This is a genomic window from Granulicella cerasi, assembly GCF_025685575.1.
In the GTDB taxonomy this organism is placed as follows: domain Bacteria; phylum Acidobacteriota; class Terriglobia; order Terriglobales; family Acidobacteriaceae; genus Granulicella; species Granulicella cerasi.
The window spans coordinates 489,636-508,809 of sequence record NZ_JAGSYD010000003.1 but is presented as its reverse complement, the minus strand read 5'-3'; the positions used below and the strand labels follow the sequence as shown (position 1 = coordinate 508,809).

Below are 19,174 nucleotides of genomic sequence, written 5' to 3'. Positions count from 1 at the left end.
TCAGGCGGTCACCCACTCTTCGAGAGTGACACCCTCGGGCAGAGTGCCTTCGATATGGATATCGTAGTCAGCGCGTGAGCGTGGCGGGCGGTTCTCGGCAACGACCTCAGGACGCAGTGCAGCCTTCACATGGTTGAAGAGTTGATCCGCGCGTGCGTTGCCCGTCTTTTTCTCGTGCCTGAAGGCGTAGCAGCGGACTGGAGCCATCATGCCACGCGCTGCGGAGCGGTCGGTCTCGAACATGTTGTTCAGCGCTTCCTTAAAGAGTTCGAGATCGTCCTCCGTGAAGCTGGTATCGCCCGCGAGCGAAGCGTTGAGGAAGCCGTGGCAGCGATAGAGTCCGTAGGGCACGTTGAACTTGCGACCAATCGTGCGCTCCTTATCGGCTTCTTTCTCGTTGGTGACCGCGCAGCGAGTGATGGCGAACTCAGCAGAGACTACAGGGTCGAGGCTGCGAGAGAAGGTGAGCTGGATCGGGCCGCGCACCTGACCGCTATTCACTTCTGTGGTCATCACCGCGCCAAAGGTGCGGATGTCGAAAAAGTTCGCGCACATCCATGAAGTGATTTCGCGGGCTTTTGCTTCGTCCTTTGGGAGCTTCTTCGACTCTGGCTTCAGGTCCAGTGCTTTGTACGCGAGGTCATGCTGGTGATTCAGGACAGCCTTCTCGCGCACGTAGATCTTGTAGCCCGGTTCATTTGCTTTTACTTCGGCAACGTAGTTGCGAACCTTGCGCTTGAGGCAGACATCCGTGACCAGACCTTGATTCGTTTCAGGATCAACACGCGGCAGATTGCCTGCGTCGGGATCACCGTTTGGGTTGCCATCGGTGACTTCGAAGAAGTAGACAAAATCATAGCGGTGCGCGACGGGGGTGCTCATTAGTTCTCCTCGGCTTTCTCTTGTTTCTTGGTGTAGAGGTCTTGGCGCTGCTGAAAATAACCGATCACGAAGCGGCCTTGCTCAGCGAGTGACTGTCGCTTCGGGAAGTCGAAGGAGCCGGACATGATCGAGCCGATCAGACGCTCGTAGAAAATTTTGCTGGGTCTTTCGAGTTTGTTCAGATGATGTACGTTCAACCGGAAGAGTCGAGGGAGAATGAACCCCGGGGTGACGCTTGCCGAGGAGAAGTAGCGGTCTTTGATTGTGGAGTTCAGGTCGCCACCCAGGCTATCGCTTTGGGCCTTTTCGAGAATGGCAAACAATCTTCCGCAGCGATAAGGGATGTCAGCGTAGTCGGTGTCGAGTTCCATGGGAATCCTCAATGGGGTAGCGGTATGTTGGGTGTTGCGAATGAGGCACGCCTTGATCGCGCGCACGCGGACGGAGCTGATTTCGCCGTCAGCCTGAATGCGCCTGACCATGGCTGCCAAGAGCGATTGCGGATACGGAGCGCCTGTAAGCACGGAGCGCGCAAGTTCGCCTGCAAGCAGCGGCGAGACTGAGTCGCTGTCATAGCTCTTCAACCGGCCATTTGCATCATGCTCTGCACGACCGGTTGCTACAGCTACGAGCCATAACGGCGGCGGTAATTCATCGCTTCCACCCTTCAACGCAAAGTCATCCACATGCGCGCGAAGTCTGCGGAAAATCTCTTCGGCATCGGCCTCGATCCAGATACGAACCGAAAGCCGTGATGCGTTTGGAGAGAGACCTAGAATGTAGAACTTGGTCGGGCCTTCTGTGAGGTCGAGTTTGCTGTTCTGCGTGCCGCTGCGAACTTGTGAGAGAAGAAGCTTTGCTTCCTTGACGCGAGCTTCATCTTCTTTGGTCGACTGCTCTTCGCGTGTGCCGGTGAAAGTCAGGCCGAAGAGGTTCTCAACCACAGAGCTGTGATCGGCCCAATAAACAAAGGTCATATCACCAAGGCGCACGCTGCGCGTCTGTAGCAGGCGGTTCAGCGCGTTGGCATATTTGAAGACAGTGCTTGTGCTGACCGGAGCATTGAAGCTTTGGTCTTTGCCATAGGACGTAAACGCTGAGGCATTGAACGATACAAGAAGCGCTCCTGAGCTTTGCGCTCCGGCTACACCCTTGATCTTTGGCTCATGCAAGCGTGCTGCGGGAGCACGCTCGCCACTCACCAGGCAAAACGCACTCTCTTCTTCGCTGCTTTCACTCTTGCTTTCTGTATCAGGCAAGTTCACTTCTTGATGCACGAAGCGCGTGGCGCCTGCGATGCGGAAGACGCCGAAGTTTGTCGTGCTCTCCGCCAACTCTGGATGCTCGCCGGCAAGCTCTGGCGACCAGGCTTCCATGAAGCGACAGACGGCGGAGTAAGACGGATGATGAACCGCGTCTTCAAGCGCAAGATGCTTTTCGCGTGAGGCCCGAAACGTCTGTTTGGCTCTTTCCTGATTTTCAGGCAGAGCCGTATAGCCCAGCAGGTATGCAGCGTTGTCCCACAGCAGGCAAGGATTGATGCCTTGTCCCGTGGGCTTGCTCTGGCCGGGCACAATCAGCGATTGCGCGATAAGCCTCTTTCCCTCCTGCTGCAGCATCGACTCGAACTGATTGAGTGTGCCATCGGGGTTGAGCACGATGCAGAAGCTCATCTTCTGCTGAGACGATCCGTGAAGCGGGAGGTAGGTATCACCGCTCGCGATCATGCGATCGTAATGCTCTGCGAGTCGTTGCAGGATCATGCGATGGCTCCTGCAAACGGCGGTACGTGAATGACGCCATCACGCATCGTCGCGCGGAAGAATTTTGCTTCCTTGCCATGCGCAAAGTCGATGTCGTGCAACATCCATCCGAGGTCGCGCTCGCCGAGAAGCGCTTCATTCACGACAGGCACATCATCGCCTTCCAACAACTCAAAGTAGGCGGCAAACTCGCGACAGCCTAGATAAGGGCGCGTGAAGCATGCGCCACGTCTGGCTCTGCGATTGAACTGATCCAGATGCTTCGCTGCGTTTTCTGGACCGCTTTCAATCTCAAAGTGGGCTTCGATGATGTAGCCCACATCGCGTAGCAGAAGCGCAGCACGTTGCTGTCGTACCTCGGAATCGGAGGCGTCCATGCCGAGCTCTCCGCTGCCTGCATTCATCACGCGTCGCGCGGTCGCCTCGCTAATTTTGTCCTTCACTTCGTTGCGCCGCAGTGAGGTGAAGCGAATCGGCTTCAGCACCGTGATGCGATCGATAACCCAACGGATCTCAGGCTTCCAATAGATTGCTTCGAGTACGCCACGTGCGGCTGAGGGAGTCATCGCGTCATAGCTGACTCGTTCCACTTTCATTTCGGGCCGGGAAAAACAAGCCCACTCTCCCCAGCAGTGAATCCTTACACCAAAGGCCATAAACCGTTACTCCTCAGCCATGCCAGTTCAGACACTCCACAACATCGAGTCGAGCTTGATGTCCGTACATTGCAATCCCTTGTCGTCCGAATAAAGATCTTCGCGAAGAAGAATGCAGACGCCCGACTCATGTTGGAGAAGGGCACCGGCATGTTCAAGTTCCTTTGCCGCATACTCCGGCACGGAGACAAGATAGGGTTGCAATCTGCGTTGTGAGACAAAGTCTATATGGGGATTCTGTAAATCGCGCGCCAGAGCCTTTGCTCCTATATCGTAAGGAACCAATATCGGTACCGACTTTTCCCGAATCAGAACGTATCTCTCTTCCATGGTGCGGAATTGAAAGAACAGCTCCTCCGAGCGTGAGCCAACCTTCATACATTCGAGCACGCGATGCTTGTCCCAATCAGCGGTTCGCTTCCAGTAGGTGAGACGGAAGTATTCACGGATTGCTTCAGGCGTGAGCGGATCGGCAAATTGCGGACGGAGTTCTTTTGCGGTGTTCGCTGCGGCCTGTTGTTGACCTCTCGGCAGAGCACGCTCGGGGGTGAAAACATGGACGCTCCCCATGGCGAGACGCCCTTCTCGATTGCAGCGGCCTGCGGCTTGCGCGATGGAATCGAAGCCTGCGTCGGCGCGGTAAACCACGGGCAGATCAATATCCACGCCCGCTTCAATCAGCGATGTGCTGACAATGCGTGTCGGTAGAGGTGAGCCGGTCTCTGGCCTCAAACGCTTACGAATTTTTTCCAATACTTCTCTGCGGTGCGCGCCACACATCAGTGTGCTCAGGTGAAATACGCTATCGGCATGGCAACGTCCACGCAGCAGCGTGAAGAGGCTGGCCGCGTCGCGACGCGTGCTGACGATGCAGAGCACCTGTTCCTCAGCAGCCAGGCGGCGCGATAAATCCTCATCCGTGAGTTTGCCAACATGGTCGACCTCTGCACGTCGCATCTGAGCAAAGAGTATCTCAGGCGCTTCCATGATCGGCTTCACCTGCTGTAAGCCGATCGGGAATTCTTCTGCGCGATACTCCAGCGCGGGTTGCGTTGCTGTACACAACACGATAGTGCATCCATAGTTCTCCACGAGCTCATGCAGTGCTCGTAGCGTGGGCGCGAGCAAGTCGACGGGCAGTGTCTGTGCTTCATCCAGCACGATGATGCTGTTGGCCAATCGATGCAGCTTGCGGCAAGCGCGCGTGCGAGCGGCGAACAAACTTTCAAGCAACTGCACATTCGTTGTGACGATCAGCGGCGCATCCCAGTTTTCGGCAGCCATCTGGTTGGCGCGTGTATCTTTCTGGGGTGCGATGTTCGTGTGGTGTTCCACCAGCCCACGTTCGGCATGAATGCCAAGTGCTTTGCGATACTCGTCGGCAGTTTGTTCGATGATGCTCGTGAAGGGAATCGCCATGACTACGCGCCGCGTCTTGTCGGACGCATGGTGCAGTGCGAATGCAAGAGAGGATAACGTCTTGCCCCCGCCGGTTGGAACTTGAAGTGAGTAGACACCGGGGCGTCCCTTGGCCGCATTCAGGCATTGATCGAGGATGGAGCGACGCAGCAGGTTTACAGGCGTCGCTTCCGCAGCATGCTGTTTCTCGTGCAGGTAGCGATCCAACTGCTCACGCAGATCGGCGAGTGATGGTTGTGGCAACGCGCGCTCTTCCGCCCTTTCCGGAGAGCAGAATGCTTCGGTGCAGGTGCGGTCCGCATCGATGAGGCAAGAGAAAAGCATGCGCGTAAAGAAGCCCATGGTGAATGCCTGCTCTCTGGGCGATTCGCATTGCAGCTTAGGGAATGTTGGGGTATCTACATGGGGCAGATCCGCATCGACTGATGGGATCCACTGCTGCTGCGGATCGAGGCGCTCGTTCATGGTTGCGCGTCCCTTCACATCCTCTTCGGCGAATGCGTCAGGAAGTCCGGCATGATGGCCTGCGATGCAGAACGCAAGTATCCTCCCGATCGCATCTGGAAATACCTGCGCCGCGTGCCGGGCCCCAAAGGTTGAGTGATTGACGCGACCTGGTGATGTCTCATTTTCTGATGCGTCCTGAGCTGCTATGCCTGAGGAGTGTCGCAGGTATCTTTGAAATTCGTCGGATGCTTTGCCTAGATCGTGGAGTAGACCGAGAGCGTTGCCCCATGAGCCTGCATGAAAGGCTGACGCGAATGCTTCAGCCAGTTTTGCAACTTCGTGCAGATGAACATGCAGAGGCTCCCATTGTTCTTGCGGGGAATCAGGTGCGGTATGGGCAAACGTTCCTTGTAGGCTCTTTGGCATATTGGACATCCATCTGATGGACTGCGGAGCGAGCAAAACTGCAGACGGCAGAATATTCTGTCTCTGTTCAAGAAAAACTTACCATTGGCAGAATGTGCCGAACGAAAGATGATTCCAAGTCTCCATGACGTGGTCGGTCGGTTGCTTCTCCAGAAAGCAACGCATCTCGAATTTTTCCCAGAGGCTTCTGAAGCCAGAACTTTAAACGTAGAAAAGCCCGCTTTCGCGGGCTTTTCTACTTCCTCAGGCCGAAGAATTTAGCCTTCGGATCAATCTGGCGGACAGTGGGGGATTCGAACCCCCGATAGAACTTTTGGTCCTATAACGGTTTAGCAAACCGCCGCCTTCAGCCTCTCGGCCAACTGTCCTGCGTGTGTCTGATTATACCCGACACGGATCAGATCACTCGATTTTCCTTCACGACGGATCTGTAAAAACGGGCAGAAAGTTTCGGGATGCGTTTTTGCGTGGCGAAGTCCACGTAGACCAGCCCGAAACGCTTGCTGTAGCCGTCATTCCACTCGTAATTGTCCATCAGGCTCCAAACAAAGTAGCCCCTTACGGGGGCCCCGTCCGCGATGGCCCGCTGCAACTGCGAGAGGTAGTTGCGGATGTACATGACGCGATCCACGTCCATTACCTGACCGCTGGCGTCGAGTCGGTCCTCCGCGGAAGCTCCGTTTTCGGTGATGTAGATCGACTTCACGCCCCAGATCTGCGCGGTGAAGGTCGGCGCCCAGTAGAGGCACTCCGGGCCGATGGTCAGCCACGGGCTGAGCATGCGTGGGAAGGTCGGTCCTTGCGGGATGACCTTGTAGCCGGATGCGGCGTCGGGCGTCACGTACGTCGGCTGGTAGATGTTGAGGCCGACGAAGTCGACCGGTGCGCCGATGGCCTTCATCTCGGCGTCGGTGAAGTGCGGGGCGTCCGCACCGAGCTTACGCAGGTAGAGGTCGGTATAGCGGCCTTCCATGATTGCGGTGAGGTATTGGGCGTTCTCCTCGCGGAAGCCGATGCGTGCGGCTTCGATGTGCTCGGCATCGTTGATGACGGGCGTCGCCGCGTTGGGGTTGTCGGCCAGGCCGACGAGAGCGTCATGCGGCACGTTGGCGCGAACTGCGGCGAGCGAAAGACCGTGGCCAAGCACCGCGTAGTGGTTCAACTGCGCCATCGCCTTGCGGTCGAGCTTGAGACCGGGCGCGTGTGTGCCGGTCTTGTAGCCGTTCTCGGTGAAGGTGCGAAGTTCGTTGACGGTCATGAAGCGGTGCACGCCTGCATCGGCCATTGCACGCGAGGTCACGGCGGCATAGGCGGCGAGGTGCTCGGCGGTGTCACGGTTCTGCCAGCCACCCTTGTCCTGGAGCACCTGTGGCAGGTCCCAATGGTAGAGCGTGCAGTACGGCTCGATGCCTGCTTCATGCAGCGCGGCCACAAGGCGCTTGTAGTAATCGAGGCCCTTCTGGTTCACCGCGCCCGTGCCGTTCGGCATCACGCGCGGCCAGGAAACGGAGAAGCGATACGCCTTCACGCCGAGCTCGCGCAGCATGGCAATGTCGCTCTTGTAGCGGTGGAACTCGTCATCGGCGATGTCGCCGTTGTCGTTGTTCGGAATCTGCCCGGGCTTATGCGAAAACGTGTCCCAGATGCTAACGCCGCGCCCGTCCACATTCCACGCGCCTTCTACCTGGTAGGACGCGGTTGCGGTTCCCCAGAGGAACTCCGAAGGGAATTGCTGCGACGAAGGCGCGAAGTGCGTTTGGGGGGAAGCGGCTTGGACCGCTGGCAACAGCTTGCCGGGCACAGCAGCCGCAGCTGCGGTGCCGAGAGCGAAGCGGCCGAGTTGACGACGAGAAAAGAGGGACGACATGAGAAAGCTCCAGCAAGTGAGGATGCGAGGCGGCGATGCTCCGCCTCGCGAGAGGTGATCAGGGTTTGAGCGTGAGGAAGGTGGTGCCGTAGCCGGTGAAGTTCAACGTCATCGTGGCGGTGGGTGTGAAGCTGGTTGACGTGGGCCCTGCGGTAAGGCTCGTCGCAGAGTTGAGGTCGACGCGCGTGCCCGAGGTGAAGCTGCCAAGAGCGGTGAGGTCGAGCTTGACCGTGCGCGCCGCGCCACTGCCGTTGTCGTCAGTGGTGCTGGCAACGGCGTAGTCCGTCACCATCACGGTGTAGGAGCCATCGGCGTTGCGTACGATCAGCGGCTCTACCGTCGGGGTGATCTCGCTGGTGGTTGTCGTAAGAATCGTTCCGCCGGTGGCCGCCGTGCCATCCCACGGGAAGAGATGCGCGAGCTCGTAATCGGTCCAGTACGAGAGCAGCTTTGAGGCGCCGGAGTCGTTGTTCACTTCGCCGTACTGATTGCTGCCGTTGAAGAGGAAGTGATACAGCGACTGGTTGCCCGCCTTGCCGAGCTGCGAAAAGATCAGCGGACGCCAGGCGGTGAAGAATCCGCTGGAGCCGCGCGCGTCCGACACGAAGGTGCCGCCGTTGCAGGAGCTGATGTTGCCGGTGAGCTGATAGTCCGAATTGACGTTGTTTTCTGTCACCCACACAGGCGTATTCGCAAAGCGCGTTGCGCCCTTCAACTGCGTGCGGATGTAGGTCATGTCCGTCACGAAGGTACTGACCTTGGTGAAGAGCGTGGAGTCGGTATCGGTCTGCTTGCAAGTGGGGTAGTAGTGCGTGGCGAAGGCGTCCACCTGAGCGGTGAGGCCCGAAGTTGCGACGAGGCTCGGCATCCAGAGCTGCGCTTGTCCTGAGTAGCCGGAAAGCTCCAGCGCGATGAACTTCAGCGTCGGATCCACCGCCTGCATCGCTGGCACCAGCGTGTTGTAGAGCTGGACGTACTGCGCCGTTGTCATGCTGTGCAGGTTCGGCTCGTTGTAGATCGCCCACCAGGTGATGGGGTGCGAGCTGGTGGACTGGAAGTGCTTGCCACCCGCGTCGAAGCCGCCCTTGTTGTAGTAGCGCACAAGGTTCGCGGCGTACTGCGCGAAGAGAGCGAGGTTCGTCGTGTTGAAGATGAAATTGCCGTTGGCGTCGTCGAGGAAGTTCGGCGCCTGCGCGATCTGGAAGATCGGCGAGTTGTCGCCGACTGACAGTACAGGCTGCACTGTCTGGTCCATCAGCGTAAAGCTCCAGTCGCTTGCGGCTGCTGGCGAGGAGTTCGCGACCCACGGCAGATCATAGTGTGTCGGCTGCAGGCGAAGATGCTGCCCGCCGAGTGCGGACAGGCTCGCGGTCGAAGGCGCGCTGACGAAGAAGCTGTTGGTGTAGAGCTGCGGCTGGAAGCCGGTCGACATGAACTCCTGCAGCTTACCGCTGATGCCCTGCGCGGTGTTCGTGGAGTTCGCCACGGTGATCGCTACGCCGACGAGGACGGTGATGTTCGCAGTGGAGCTCACCGTGCCGTCGGTCGCTGTCAGCGTGATCGTGTAGGTGCCGGGGGTGGGCACCGCGGTGCTGGAGCCTGCGGTCAGCGAGACCACGCCGGCGTTACCACCACCGGGCTGCGAGAAGGCGACACCGAAATTCGTGGGCGCGCCGGCCGCGCTGACGCTGACGGAGTTTGTATTGCCGGTCGAGCGCGTGATGGTGAAGGGGATCGACGTGGCGGTCTGCTGGTAGAGCGTCAGCGATGTGCTGGAGGGCGTGATGGTGACGGCGCTCGCCGGATAGACCGTGAGGCTCAGCGCCTGCGCGGCGTTGTGTGCGCCGTCACTCGCCGTAACGGTGAGCGCGTAAGTGCCTGCAGTGACGTTGCTGCCGGTCGTCAGCGTGAGCGACCCGTAGTTGCCGTAGGCCGGGCTCGTGATGTTGGCGGTGACGCCGCTGGGCAGGCCGCTGACGGAGAGGGTCACGGAGCTCTGGTTCGCCGCGCCGCGCGCGAGCGTTGCTGAGATCGAGGCAGAGGTGCTGCTCTGGTTCATGGTCAGCGACGCAGACGAAATGGTGAGAGCAAGCGACGAGTCCGACGCGCTTTGCGAAGAGCTCGAGCAACCGCTGAGGGGTGCGAGCGTGACCAGGCCTGCGCCAGAGAGCGCGATGCCGAGAGCGATGGTGGAGGCGACCTTGCGGAGAGAGTTGAGCATGGGGTTCCGGGTTTGTAGAGGGTTGTGGAGGGAAAATGCGTCCCCTGCTCGCTCTGCGGCAAGCAGGGGACTTGTTGGTTAGAAGGAGTACTTGGCGGCGACTTCCACCACGCGACGCCCCTGCTTGTAGCCCGCGTAGCCGAAGCACTGCGAACCGATGACCGAGCAGTTGCCGGTGTCGGGGTTGCTCAGTACAGGGTTCGTGGTCGAGCCCGTGTAGATCAGGTTCGACTCGTTCGGGAAACGCGCGGAGTAGCTGGTGATCGGGTGGTTGAGGAAGTTGAAGGCTGCAAAGCGGAACTGCAGGTCTTTCTGTCCGCCCATGCGGAAGTGCTTCACGACGGTGAGGTCGGTCGAGAAGTATGCCGGTCCGTGGATGTATGGGTAGTTGAACGGTCCGTTCTTCGTGCCGATGCCCGGCAGCTGGAAGCAATCGCCGCGAACGTACTGCTTGTCCTTCAGGCCGGTGCGCGGGTCGCAGGTGAGCAGCGGCTGCAGGCTCACTTCCGGCGTGCCGAGGAAGGTCGTGTTGTTCACGTTGACCGTCTGCGTAGTGCCGCCGGGAAGCGTCTGCGTCAGGACGCCCTTGGCCTTGAAGCTGAAGCTGTAGTTCGCCTGGATGTTCGGGCCCGCCTGATAGCCGGTGATGCCCGAAGCTTCCCAGCCGTTCGTCACGCCACCCAGCAGGCGCTTGCCGGCGAAGTGATGCGTGCCGAAATCCGCCGTGTACGTCGCGTTGAAGATGCCCGAGCGATCAGCGTTGAGCGGACCGTAGTTGTTGCGCAGATAGATCGGGTCACCGGGCTGTCCGCTGATGGTGCGGATGCCGAGCGACTTCGACCATGTGTAGTTGACGCCCACACGCAGATGACCTGCGGTGCGGTTCAGGCCGATCTGCAGCGCGTTGTAGTTGGAGTAGCCAAGGTGGCGCGGCACTTCCACAGCCTGATACGGCTTATAGCGGCGGAAGTCGCCCTGCTCCGCGATGGAGAGCGCAGTGGGCAGCTTCACCACACCGGTGATCGGGTTCGGAGCGAAGAGCGCGCCGATGGGCAGAGCGTTGACGTTCTGCAGGCCGCCCTGCAGCAGCAGGTGCTGCGAGCGCGAGCCTGCGTAGCCGATCTGGAAGACCGTCTTCTTCGCGACGGCCTGCGTCACGGTGAAGTTATAGGTGTAGGTGAGCGGCTGCTGGTCGTCGCTGCTGCTGAGGCCGTACACCACGGAGTTCAGCGACGGGCACTTCGAGTTCAGCTGCGAGATGGTGCGGTTGGTGCAGTCGGCCGCCGAGGTAGTGCCCAGCGTCAGCTTGCCGAGGTTGATGCCTGCGCCGCCAGCCGTGGAGCTGTAGGTTCCCGCTGCGGTGGCCGCCGCATTTGCGTAGCTGCTGGAAGGATCATGCGAACGATAGAGACCGAAGCCACCACGCAGCACGGTCTTGCCGTTGCCGTAGAGATCGTAGGCAAGGCCCGCACGCGGCGAGTAGAAGAACATGCGGCCCGGCGTGCCGGAGTTCGGCAAGGACGGATCGATGCCGTGCCACGAGAGGCCAGGGAAGCTCTGGATGACGGGGTTGTTGTAGTACTTATCGCTGAAGACGGCGATGCCGTTGCCGTGCGTATCCTGCCACGCGCCCAGGTGATCGAAGCGCAGACCGAGGGTTAGCGTCAGGCGATTCGTCACCTTCCACGTATCGGTCGCGAAGAAGTCCGTGTTCCAGTAGTAGAGGTTCAGGTTGCGCTGCTGGTTGGTCTGGAAGAACTGCGTGATGTCGCCGATGGCGAAGTCCGCAAGATAGTTGTTACCGCTCAGCGTGCGGCTGGTGGTGCCGTCCGGGTTGGTGATCGACGAGCCGTTCGGCAGGTAGTACTGCGTGATGAGTCCGTTGACCGCCGTCGGAACCTGGTCAGCCGTGATGTTCGTGTTCACGTTCGACACCGCGCGCTGCACGTAGACACCGATCTTGAAGGTATGCGTGCGCCACACGTCGGAGAAGTTGTCACCGAAGGTCGGCGTGAAGGTGTGCGTGAAGTAAGGACCGTTCGAGGTGTCGGGGTACAGCGCGATGGGAAGGCCGTCTGCGTTGTAGTCCGCGAACGACGGGATGATCTTCGTCGCGTTCGGGTAGATGCCCGAGTAGGTGTAGCCGAGCGTGGAGCTGTAGAGCTGCTCGGGATGCGCGAGTGCGAAGTCGTTACGGTTCAGCGCCGACGAGATGTATGCCTCGTTCGTCATGTGCGAGTTGAGGATCCATGTCGTGTTGATGCTGGCCGACTGCGTGAAGACGCGCGCCGTGCTCTTGCCCGGCGTGTCCACACCACCCATCAGCGGGCCACCGTTTGCAGGCGAGTAATACTGCGCTTCCGGGATGCCTGTATTGCGTCCGCGCTCGGCCGAGTACGTGAAGTACATCTTGAAGCGGTCGCTCACGTTCGCATCTACGCGGGAGACGATCTGCCACAGATCATTGTTCGTGAAGTTCGTGGTGACGTAGTTGTAGCCGCCGGTCGTAGGGCGGTTCGGCAGCGGCATCGTGTTCATCAGGATGCGCGCATTGGGGTCCATGCCTGCAACGCCGAGGTTGCCGTTGGTCACCACGACCCCGGAGTTCGTGGTGCCGGTCGGCACGCCGCAAAGGTGGATGTAGTTGGCGAGCGCGCCGGTGCCGCACGATGAGGTGATCGTTCCAGCGTCCGTGCCGAGATAGTTCGCAAGTTCCGCTGCCGTGAAGTTGCCGTTACGCATGTTCGCGGTAGGCACCAGCGCGAGGATCGACGACTGCAGCGCGTTGCCGTATGCATAGGTTCCGCGCTGCACATAGTCTTCTGCGCCGACGAAAAAGGTCAGCTTCTTGGAGCGGTTGAAGCTGGTGCCGGGCACGAGAATCGGGCCGGAGATCTGTGCGCCCGGATAGAGGTAGCGGTCCTGCGCGTCGGGTAGGCCCTGATTCTTCGAGAACCAGTTCTCCGTGTTCAGCGAGTGCGAGCGGAAGTAGGTGTACGCCGAGCCGTGGAAGAGACGTGTGCCGGCCTTCGTCGCTACGTTGATGTTGATGGGGCCTTTCGCCTGATCGGCACCGAAGGCCGAGGTCGAGATCTGCACCTCGGAGACCATCTCCTGGTTGATGTTCTGCGTCGTCGAGTTTGACGTCGTGGGGTCGGTGATGTCCGCGCCGTTCGCGCTGATGCTGATGCCGCCGTTCGGTGCGCCGTTCGCGGAGAAGTTTCCGAGACCGCCGCCGACCGTTACCTGGCCTGGATCGTAGGTGCCGTTCGTGAGGCCCTGCGGCGGAATGATGGCGAAGCCGGGCTGCGTCTTCACGAGTTCTGAAACGTCGCGGCCCTGCACGCTGAGGTGCTGGATATCGTCGGCCGAGATCAGCGCTGTGCGCTCACCGCTGGTCGGCGGCTCATCGGCGGCATCGACTTCGATGGTCTCGGTGTTCGCGCCGATCTGCAGCATGATGTTCATGGTGCGGACGTCCGCAGGATGCAGCGTGATGTTGCGAGCGTTGTTGATAGCGAAGCCGTCGCGCTCGGTGTGCATCGTGTAGATGCCAGGCTCGAGTGCGTTGAAGCTGTAGACGCCCTCAGCGTTGGAGGTGGCCGTGCGCTTGGAGCCGGAGGCGCCGAGCGTCAGCGTGATCTGCGCATCGGGGATGCGTGCTCCGGTGGAGTCCGCCACGATGCCCGACAGCGTGGCACCCGTGGTCTGCGCAAGCAGCCCCGGCGTGCAAGCTGCGACGAGCGTCATCATGAAAATTACGAGCGAGCGAATCATCTTGCTATTCATCGAAGGCCTCTTAGCGCACCGTCAGGGTGAGGGGAAGGGATGCGGTGACACCAGCGCTTGCCTGCGCCGTCACGGTTACGGTGTAAGTGCCTGCGGCCGTCGTCTTCGGCGTGCTGCCGGAAGAGCATCCGGTGAAGCCCGCGAAGGCGATCAGTGCGAACGCTGCACAAGCCAGCGACGCGAGCTTGCGGCGACGCTTGAACAGGAGCGGAGCGAAGAGGAAGGCGAACGCAACGCCTGTGCCAACGGTGCGCAACGAGGCGCCGGTGGTCTTCGTGCCGGGGTCAACGGAGACCTCGATGCTCAGGTTCACCTGCGTTGCTGCCACAGGTGCGGTCGCGGGTGAAGCAGGCAGCGAGATGTAAGCAGGTGTGAAGCGGCAGACCGCGTTCGCAGGCAGGCCTGCGCAGGAGAAGACCACAGGTGCGGCCGTTCCAGTGCCGAGTCCCGCAACCGAACGCACCGTCAGCGTGGTGCTGCCGGGCGTCGATGCTGTCGAGGTGATCGACGTCGGAGCTGCGCTCATGTCGATGCCCTGTGCGGAGATGATCAACGTCTGCGCGGCGGACTGCGAGCCACTATAGTTCGCGTTGCCTGAGAAGACCGCAGCCACGCTGTAGCTTCCCGCCGGGATGCTGGTCGTGGTCACCGTGGCCGAGTACGTACCGTTGGTGTTCGCAGTGAGTGCAGCCGAGGCGACGGTTGTCGTGCCACTGACGAAGTTGATGCTCGAGCCTGCAAGCGATCCTGCAACGCTCGGCGTCACCGTTGCGGCAAGCGTCACGGCGTTGCCTACGGGAGCGCTGGTGGGGTTCGCGTAGGGTGCGGTGATCGTCAGCGTCGTCGAGGTGCTCGCCGTCGCTACGCCCACGTTCACGGTAGTCGCGGTGCTGGTGGCGTAGTTGATGTCGCCGGAGTACACGGCGTAGACCGTGTTCGTGCCGCCGAGCAGAGCTGTGGTCTGCAGCGTTGCTACGTTATTGGTGAGCGTCACCGGCTTCTGCGCAACGCCGTTGATGTAGAAGGTCACCGTACCCGTTGCTGCAGCCACGTTGAACTGCGAAGGCGTCAGCGTCGCGGTCAGGGTCGCAGCCTGTGCATAGGTCAGCGTTGAGGGCGAGACCGTTACAGCAAGCGTTGTCGGTGCCAGGAAGGTGCCCGTGCCGGTGAGCACCAGCGAGAACGAGCCAGGAGCCACCGTCGGAGCGGCGCTTAGCGCGTAGGTTGCAGTGTTGGTGGTCTTCGCCGTCGGGGTGTAGGTCGAAGCGAGCGTGCAGGTCGCGCCCGCCGCGAGCGATGCGCCTGCCGAGCAGGTGCTGCTGGCGAGGATGTTGAAGCGTGCGGTGTCGCCCGTCGCGGTGTAGAGCGGCGAGCCGAGCGTCAGCGACGTATTGCCCGAGGACAGAATCGTCGCGGTCTGCGTGGCGCTGGTCGTGTTCTGGTTCACTGCGCCGAAGTTGATCGCGCCGGCCGTGCGCACCACCTTGAAGAGAGACTTCGCGCCGGTGTCGCTGACGTAGAGATTGCCGTTATAGTCTGCCGCGATGCCGTAAGGCGAAGCGAAAGAGCCTACCGAAGCTGCATTGGCGTAGCTCAGCGTGCCGTTGGTGTTTGGGATCACGATGGCCTTCGCCGTGCCAGCATCGACGACGAAAAGATCGCCAGCCGCATCGGTCGAAAGTCCTGAAGGAGTTGTGAGCCCCGTTGCAATGTTGGTCGCGGTCCTGAAGCCAGGAGCGGTGAGTTCCACGACGGTGCCTGTTGCACCGTCGGCGAGATAGAGGTTGCCGGTGGGATCCGTAGCCAACGCCAGCGGCTGCGCGTAAGCGGTGGAGAGCGTGCTGGTCTTCGTTGCGGGAATCGAACGCACGGCGTACTGATCGAGCGATCCACCCTGCGCGATGAAGAGGGAATCGAGCAAGCCCGAGGTCACCGCGATCGGCTGCGTCAAACCGCTGGCCACGACGACCTGCGCAGTAGACTGCAGAGCCGCACCGATCGAAGGAATCTCCACGACGCGGTTGTTGCCGCTATCGGCGATGAAGAGGTCGCCATTCGCGTCGACAGAGACGCTGGTCGGCTTGTTGAGGCCCGTGCCATATGCGGTCGAGGTCGTCGATCCGCTGGCGTAGGCGAGCACCGTGTTGTTCGCGGTGTCGACCACATACGTGGTGCCGAGGCGGTCAACGGCAACGCCGGAAGGCGTGCCCAGCGTGGAAGTGATCGTCGACTGCGTGCCGGGATCGATGTTCACTGCGGAGCCCGTGCCGGTGATGGTGAAGGCGAACTGGCCTTGCACAACACCGCTCGCGTCCGTCACACCGACGAGTGCGGTCGTGGGGCCGACGCGCACCGGCTTCACCTGCACGTTCAGCGCGCAGCTCTTGCCTGCGGTGTAGGTCGTTCCGAGCACGCAGGTGTTCACCGACGCGATCATGTTCGCGCCGACGGTCTTCTGGTAGATCGTCTGGAAGGTGATGCTGCTGTTGAAGGCGGCATACACCAGCGCGGAGGTTGTCGTGGAGTTCACCGCAAGGGCCGCAGCGTTGTAGGTCGAGCTATGCAGTTGCGAGATGGAGGAAGCTCCACCTGAAGCTCCGCTGTAGTAGATCGTGCCGCTTGCATCAATGCCCACCGAGTTCGCCGAGTAGTAGGGTGCGAGCAGATATTGATCGGCGGCGTTCACTGCGCCGTTCTCATAAGGCAGCACGACGATGCGGTTGTTGCCGGTATCGGTGACGATGAGGTTCCCGGCCTTGTCGAAGGTCACGCCCGTCGGCTTCGACACGGTCGTCGTGTTCACCTGCGTGAACGCCGACGCACCTGCAGCCGCATAGTAGAGGCCGACGCCATTCGCATACCAGAGATTGCCTGCCGCGTCCGACGCGAGCTGCGCGTTCGAGGCGGTGGTGAGGCTGTCGATCAACACCGTCACCGTGCCGCTCGGCGTCAGCTTTACGATGCGGTTGTACTTGCCTGCGGAGACGTTATCGTTCACATCGACGAAGTAGAAGTTGCCGGTGCCATCCTGCGCGCCGTCCTGTGCGGTGTCCGAGGTCTGCGCGTAGTAGCCGGTCAGCACACCTAGCGTCTGCAGCACGCACGGAGCCGTCGCGCCCACGGTGCAGGTGTTCGCCTTCAGCGTGGCGTCGGTAGCATCGATGTTCGTCGCGTACGTACCATTGGCAAACGGCACCTTGATGACGCGACCGCCGTAGGTGTTGTTGAAGTACAGGTTGCCGAGAGTGTCGATGTCGACCGAGCTCGGACCGCTGGTGGAGGTCGTCGTGTTGGTGTTCTTGATGATCACGACCGGTGTCGTGGAACCAGCAGGCAGCTCGAGAAGCTGATGGCCGGCGGAGTCATGGAAGAACACATCGCCGCGTGCGTTTGCCGACACGCGCTCGGTGCCATTGGTCAACGACGAGTACAGCGTTTGATGGTTGCTCATCACCACCGCAGGAACCGCGGCCTGCGTTGCGGACGCGGTGAAAAGTGCGGCGATGGCAGATGTGCCGAGAAGGAATTTTTGTAGCAATCGCATGTTGCGAGCCTCTCCAGAATTACAAATACTGCTGAATCTGAGCCGTAAAAATGCGCCGCTGCTTTCAAGGCAGCGGCGCACTGATCTGTGCGCTAGGGACGTCGGCCGAAGGTGTTGTTCTTCACCGCCACCGCGAGCGGTGCCACGGCAGGAGCTGCGGCTCCGATGATCTGCGTCACGAACGAGCTTGCGGTCGCGTAGCTGGTCACCCAGACGTTGCCTGACTGGTCGATCGCAATGCCGCGTCCCGAGCCGATGTTGTGCGAGCCATAGCCTACGGCGCTTGAAATCAGCGTGCCGTTATTGCTGAACTCGCAAACTGTGCCGATCGTCACGGCCGAGCCATTGGCCGTAGTGGTCGTCTGGGTCCCGTTCGTCACCCACACATTGTTGTTGCCGTCGATGGCGAGCATCGTCGGGTTGTTCATGCAGCTGCTGGTGGAAGCGCTGGTGAGCGCGCTGCCGTTGAGGTAGCCCAGAGCAGGGTTTGAGGTCGCATGATTGGCGATCCACACATAGCCATTGCCATCCACTGCCGATCCGTAGTTGGCGAAGCCCGTCGTGGTCGCCGTGCCGGTGCTCGTCAGCCCGGTAGTGGAGAAGTACTTCACCGATGTGCTGCCGTTGGTCGGCGCATAACCTACATTGCTCGGCGTGATCGCAATAGACGCCGCACCTCCGGACTCGAGGCCACTGGTGGAGGTGGCCGAGGTGCCCGTAGCCGCTGTGGCGGAAGCGCTCACGATCTGCGTGGATGCAGTGGTGGCGAAGACCGTATTCGCGGCGTCCACGGCGACGGCATAGGGCAGTGTCGGGCCTGCGGGGATCTGCAGCGTAGCGTCAACCCCCGCGCCTGCGACCGCGCGCAGCAGGTAGAAGCGGCCGTCGCTTCCTGCTGTGTAGTTGGGGAACCACGCTTTATTGTTCTGGTCGATGGCGACCTGGCGCGTGCCATTCGCAGTGACGGTCGTGCCGTTGTAGCTTCCCGTGGAGTAGAAGCCGATCACGCCGCCGGTAACGCCGGCCGTGCCGCCCGCAACGCCGGTGCCGCCGTTGATCACAACCACGCCGCCCGTGGCGTTGGCGTTCGAGAACCAGACATCACCGTTACCGTCGACGGCTGCGCTCGAGAGATAGTTGATGCCGTTGCCTGAATAGTTGAGTGCGAGCGTCCAGTCCACCGGAGCCACCGACAGCGAGTAGCTGTAGGGCATGAAGGCGGACTGCAGGTTGAAGAGGTTGCCCAGGTTGGTGCTCGATGCCGTGGCATTCGTGCTCGTGGAGTTCAACGACATGTATGCCGCTGCCTGGAAGGTATCGGTGGGCAAGGTCGCAGCGGTTTGCGTGTTGTTCGGGAAGTAGCTCGGCGCATACGTCGGCGCGACGCCCGAGAAGAGCGTCGTGCAGTTCGACGCAGCCGCCGAAGTCTGGTTCACGCACGAAGCGAGAATGTTCGCCATCGTATAGAGCTTGCGCTGGTCGATCGCCGTCATGAAGAAGTTGGTGCCGGTATCTGCGGTCTGCGGAGCAGCGTTGCCGGTCGACGTATTCACGAGGTTGTGCGCGGTGGCAAAGGCATTGGTGAGGCCGACCTGGTTCGACGTCGGTGCACCGATCTGCACGCCCGCTGCGCCGAAGTTTCCAACGAACTGGCCGAGCGCGAACGCTGCGCCCACGGTCGTTACTTCGTTCACCTGGATCACCGTGTTGGCATTGAGAACCGAGCACGGACCGAGCGCAGCCACCATGACGGACGCCGTGTTGTTGATCGACGTGCTCGCCTGGCCTGTGGGGTCGCCGCCGGTGGCCACGAGGTAGACCTGATTGCTGCCGGTGGTGGGGCAGGTGTACTTGCCGGTCAGATTGAAACTTCCATCCGCAGCGCTGTACACGGTGGCGCCGGAGTTCATGATGCTGGTCGCGCCTGTGCCGTATCCGGTGTTGCCCGCCTGCATCATGACGATGCTGGCGTTGAAGACCGGCTGCTGTCCGCCGAAGATCTTGCCCTGCAGCTTCGCGGTCGTAGTGGTGGCCTGCGTGTTGGAGAGCAGGTTGCTCGTGCCCATGCCGCAGCCCGAAAGCATCAGGGCCGCGAGCGAGGAGCTCAGGAGAGAGTAGGTGCGGAAGCGGTTCATCGTGGTCTCCAGAAAAAGTGCAGAG

Annotated in this window: 9 protein-coding genes and 1 tRNA gene; all 10 read right to left on the bottom strand. The window is 60.7% G+C overall.

The genetic code is table 11. The features are described from left to right. The gene (gene cas7c / locus OHL11_RS11665) at positions 1-882 is read right to left on the bottom strand and encodes a type I-C CRISPR-associated protein Cas7/Csd2 (protein ID WP_263371678.1); all 882 of its coding nucleotides are present in this window, start codon (positions 880-882) and stop codon (positions 1-3) included. Next, a complete protein-coding gene (gene cas8c, locus OHL11_RS11660) occupies positions 882-2,645 on the bottom strand; it encodes a type I-C CRISPR-associated protein Cas8c/Csd1 (RefSeq protein WP_263371677.1) in 1,764 nt (587 codons plus the stop codon). Before cas8c ends, cas7c begins: the two co-directional genes overlap by 1 nt. Continuing rightward, a complete protein-coding gene (gene cas5c / locus OHL11_RS11655; RefSeq protein ID WP_263371676.1) occupies positions 2,642-3,301 on the bottom strand; it encodes a type I-C CRISPR-associated protein Cas5c in 660 nt (219 codons plus the stop codon). Before cas5c ends, cas8c begins: the two co-directional genes overlap by 4 nt. Positions 3,302-3,328: 27 nt before the next feature. Beyond that, positions 3,329-5,593, bottom strand: coding sequence for a CRISPR-associated endonuclease Cas3'' (locus OHL11_RS11650; RefSeq protein WP_263371675.1), 2,265 nt, complete (start codon positions 5,591-5,593; stop codon positions 3,329-3,331). A gap of 275 nt (positions 5,594-5,868) precedes the next feature. Beyond that, positions 5,869-5,961 (bottom strand) — tRNA-Ser (locus OHL11_RS11645). 29 nt (positions 5,962-5,990) lie between these two features. Then, entirely contained in the window at positions 5,991-7,460 is a 1,470-nt protein-coding gene (locus OHL11_RS11640; protein WP_263371674.1) for a GH1 family beta-glucosidase, read from the bottom strand. 58 nt (positions 7,461-7,518) lie between these two features. Next, positions 7,519-9,681, bottom strand: coding sequence for a GH39 family glycosyl hydrolase (locus tag OHL11_RS11635; protein WP_263371673.1), 2,163 nt, complete (start codon positions 9,679-9,681; stop codon positions 7,519-7,521). 78 nt (positions 9,682-9,759) lie between these two features. Beyond that, positions 9,760-13,470, bottom strand: a complete 3,711-nt coding sequence (locus OHL11_RS11630) for a TonB-dependent receptor (protein WP_263371672.1) — start codon at positions 13,468-13,470, stop codon at positions 9,760-9,762. Between the two features lie 10 nt (positions 13,471-13,480). Beyond that, positions 13,481-17,014, bottom strand: coding sequence for an Ig-like domain repeat protein (locus OHL11_RS11625; protein WP_263371671.1), 3,534 nt, complete (start codon positions 17,012-17,014; stop codon positions 13,481-13,483). Positions 17,015-17,106: 92 nt separating this feature from the next. Then, positions 17,107-19,149 carry an NHL repeat-containing protein gene (locus OHL11_RS11620; protein ID WP_263371670.1) on the bottom strand — a complete coding sequence of 681 codons (2,043 nt, stop codon included), beginning with the start codon at positions 19,147-19,149 and terminating at the stop codon, positions 17,107-17,109. Between the last annotated feature and the right edge of the window lie 25 nt (positions 19,150-19,174).

Excerpts from the sequence above, each read along its gene's own strand:
- cas7c (WP_263371678.1), bottom strand. The coding sequence starts at position 882 with ATGAGCACCCCCGTCGCGCACCGCTATGATTTTGTCTACTTCTTCGAA.
- cas8c (WP_263371677.1), bottom strand. The coding sequence starts at position 2,645 with ATGATCCTGCAACGACTCGCAGAGCATTACGATCGCATGATCGCGAGC.
- cas5c (WP_263371676.1), bottom strand. The coding sequence starts at position 3,301 with ATGGCCTTTGGTGTAAGGATTCACTGCTGGGGAGAGTGGGCTTGTTTT.
- OHL11_RS11650 (WP_263371675.1), bottom strand. The coding sequence starts at position 5,593 with ATGCCAAAGAGCCTACAAGGAACGTTTGCCCATACCGCACCTGATTCC.
- OHL11_RS11640 (WP_263371674.1), bottom strand. The coding sequence starts at position 7,460 with ATGTCGTCCCTCTTTTCTCGTCGTCAACTCGGCCGCTTCGCTCTCGGC.
- OHL11_RS11635 (WP_263371673.1), bottom strand. The coding sequence starts at position 9,681 with ATGCTCAACTCTCTCCGCAAGGTCGCCTCCACCATCGCTCTCGGCATC.
- OHL11_RS11630 (WP_263371672.1), bottom strand. The coding sequence starts at position 13,470 with ATGAATAGCAAGATGATTCGCTCGCTCGTAATTTTCATGATGACGCTC.
- OHL11_RS11625 (WP_263371671.1), bottom strand. The coding sequence starts at position 17,014 with ATGCGATTGCTACAAAAATTCCTTCTCGGCACATCTGCCATCGCCGCA.
- OHL11_RS11620 (WP_263371670.1), bottom strand. The coding sequence starts at position 19,149 with ATGAACCGCTTCCGCACCTACTCTCTCCTGAGCTCCTCGCTCGCGGCC.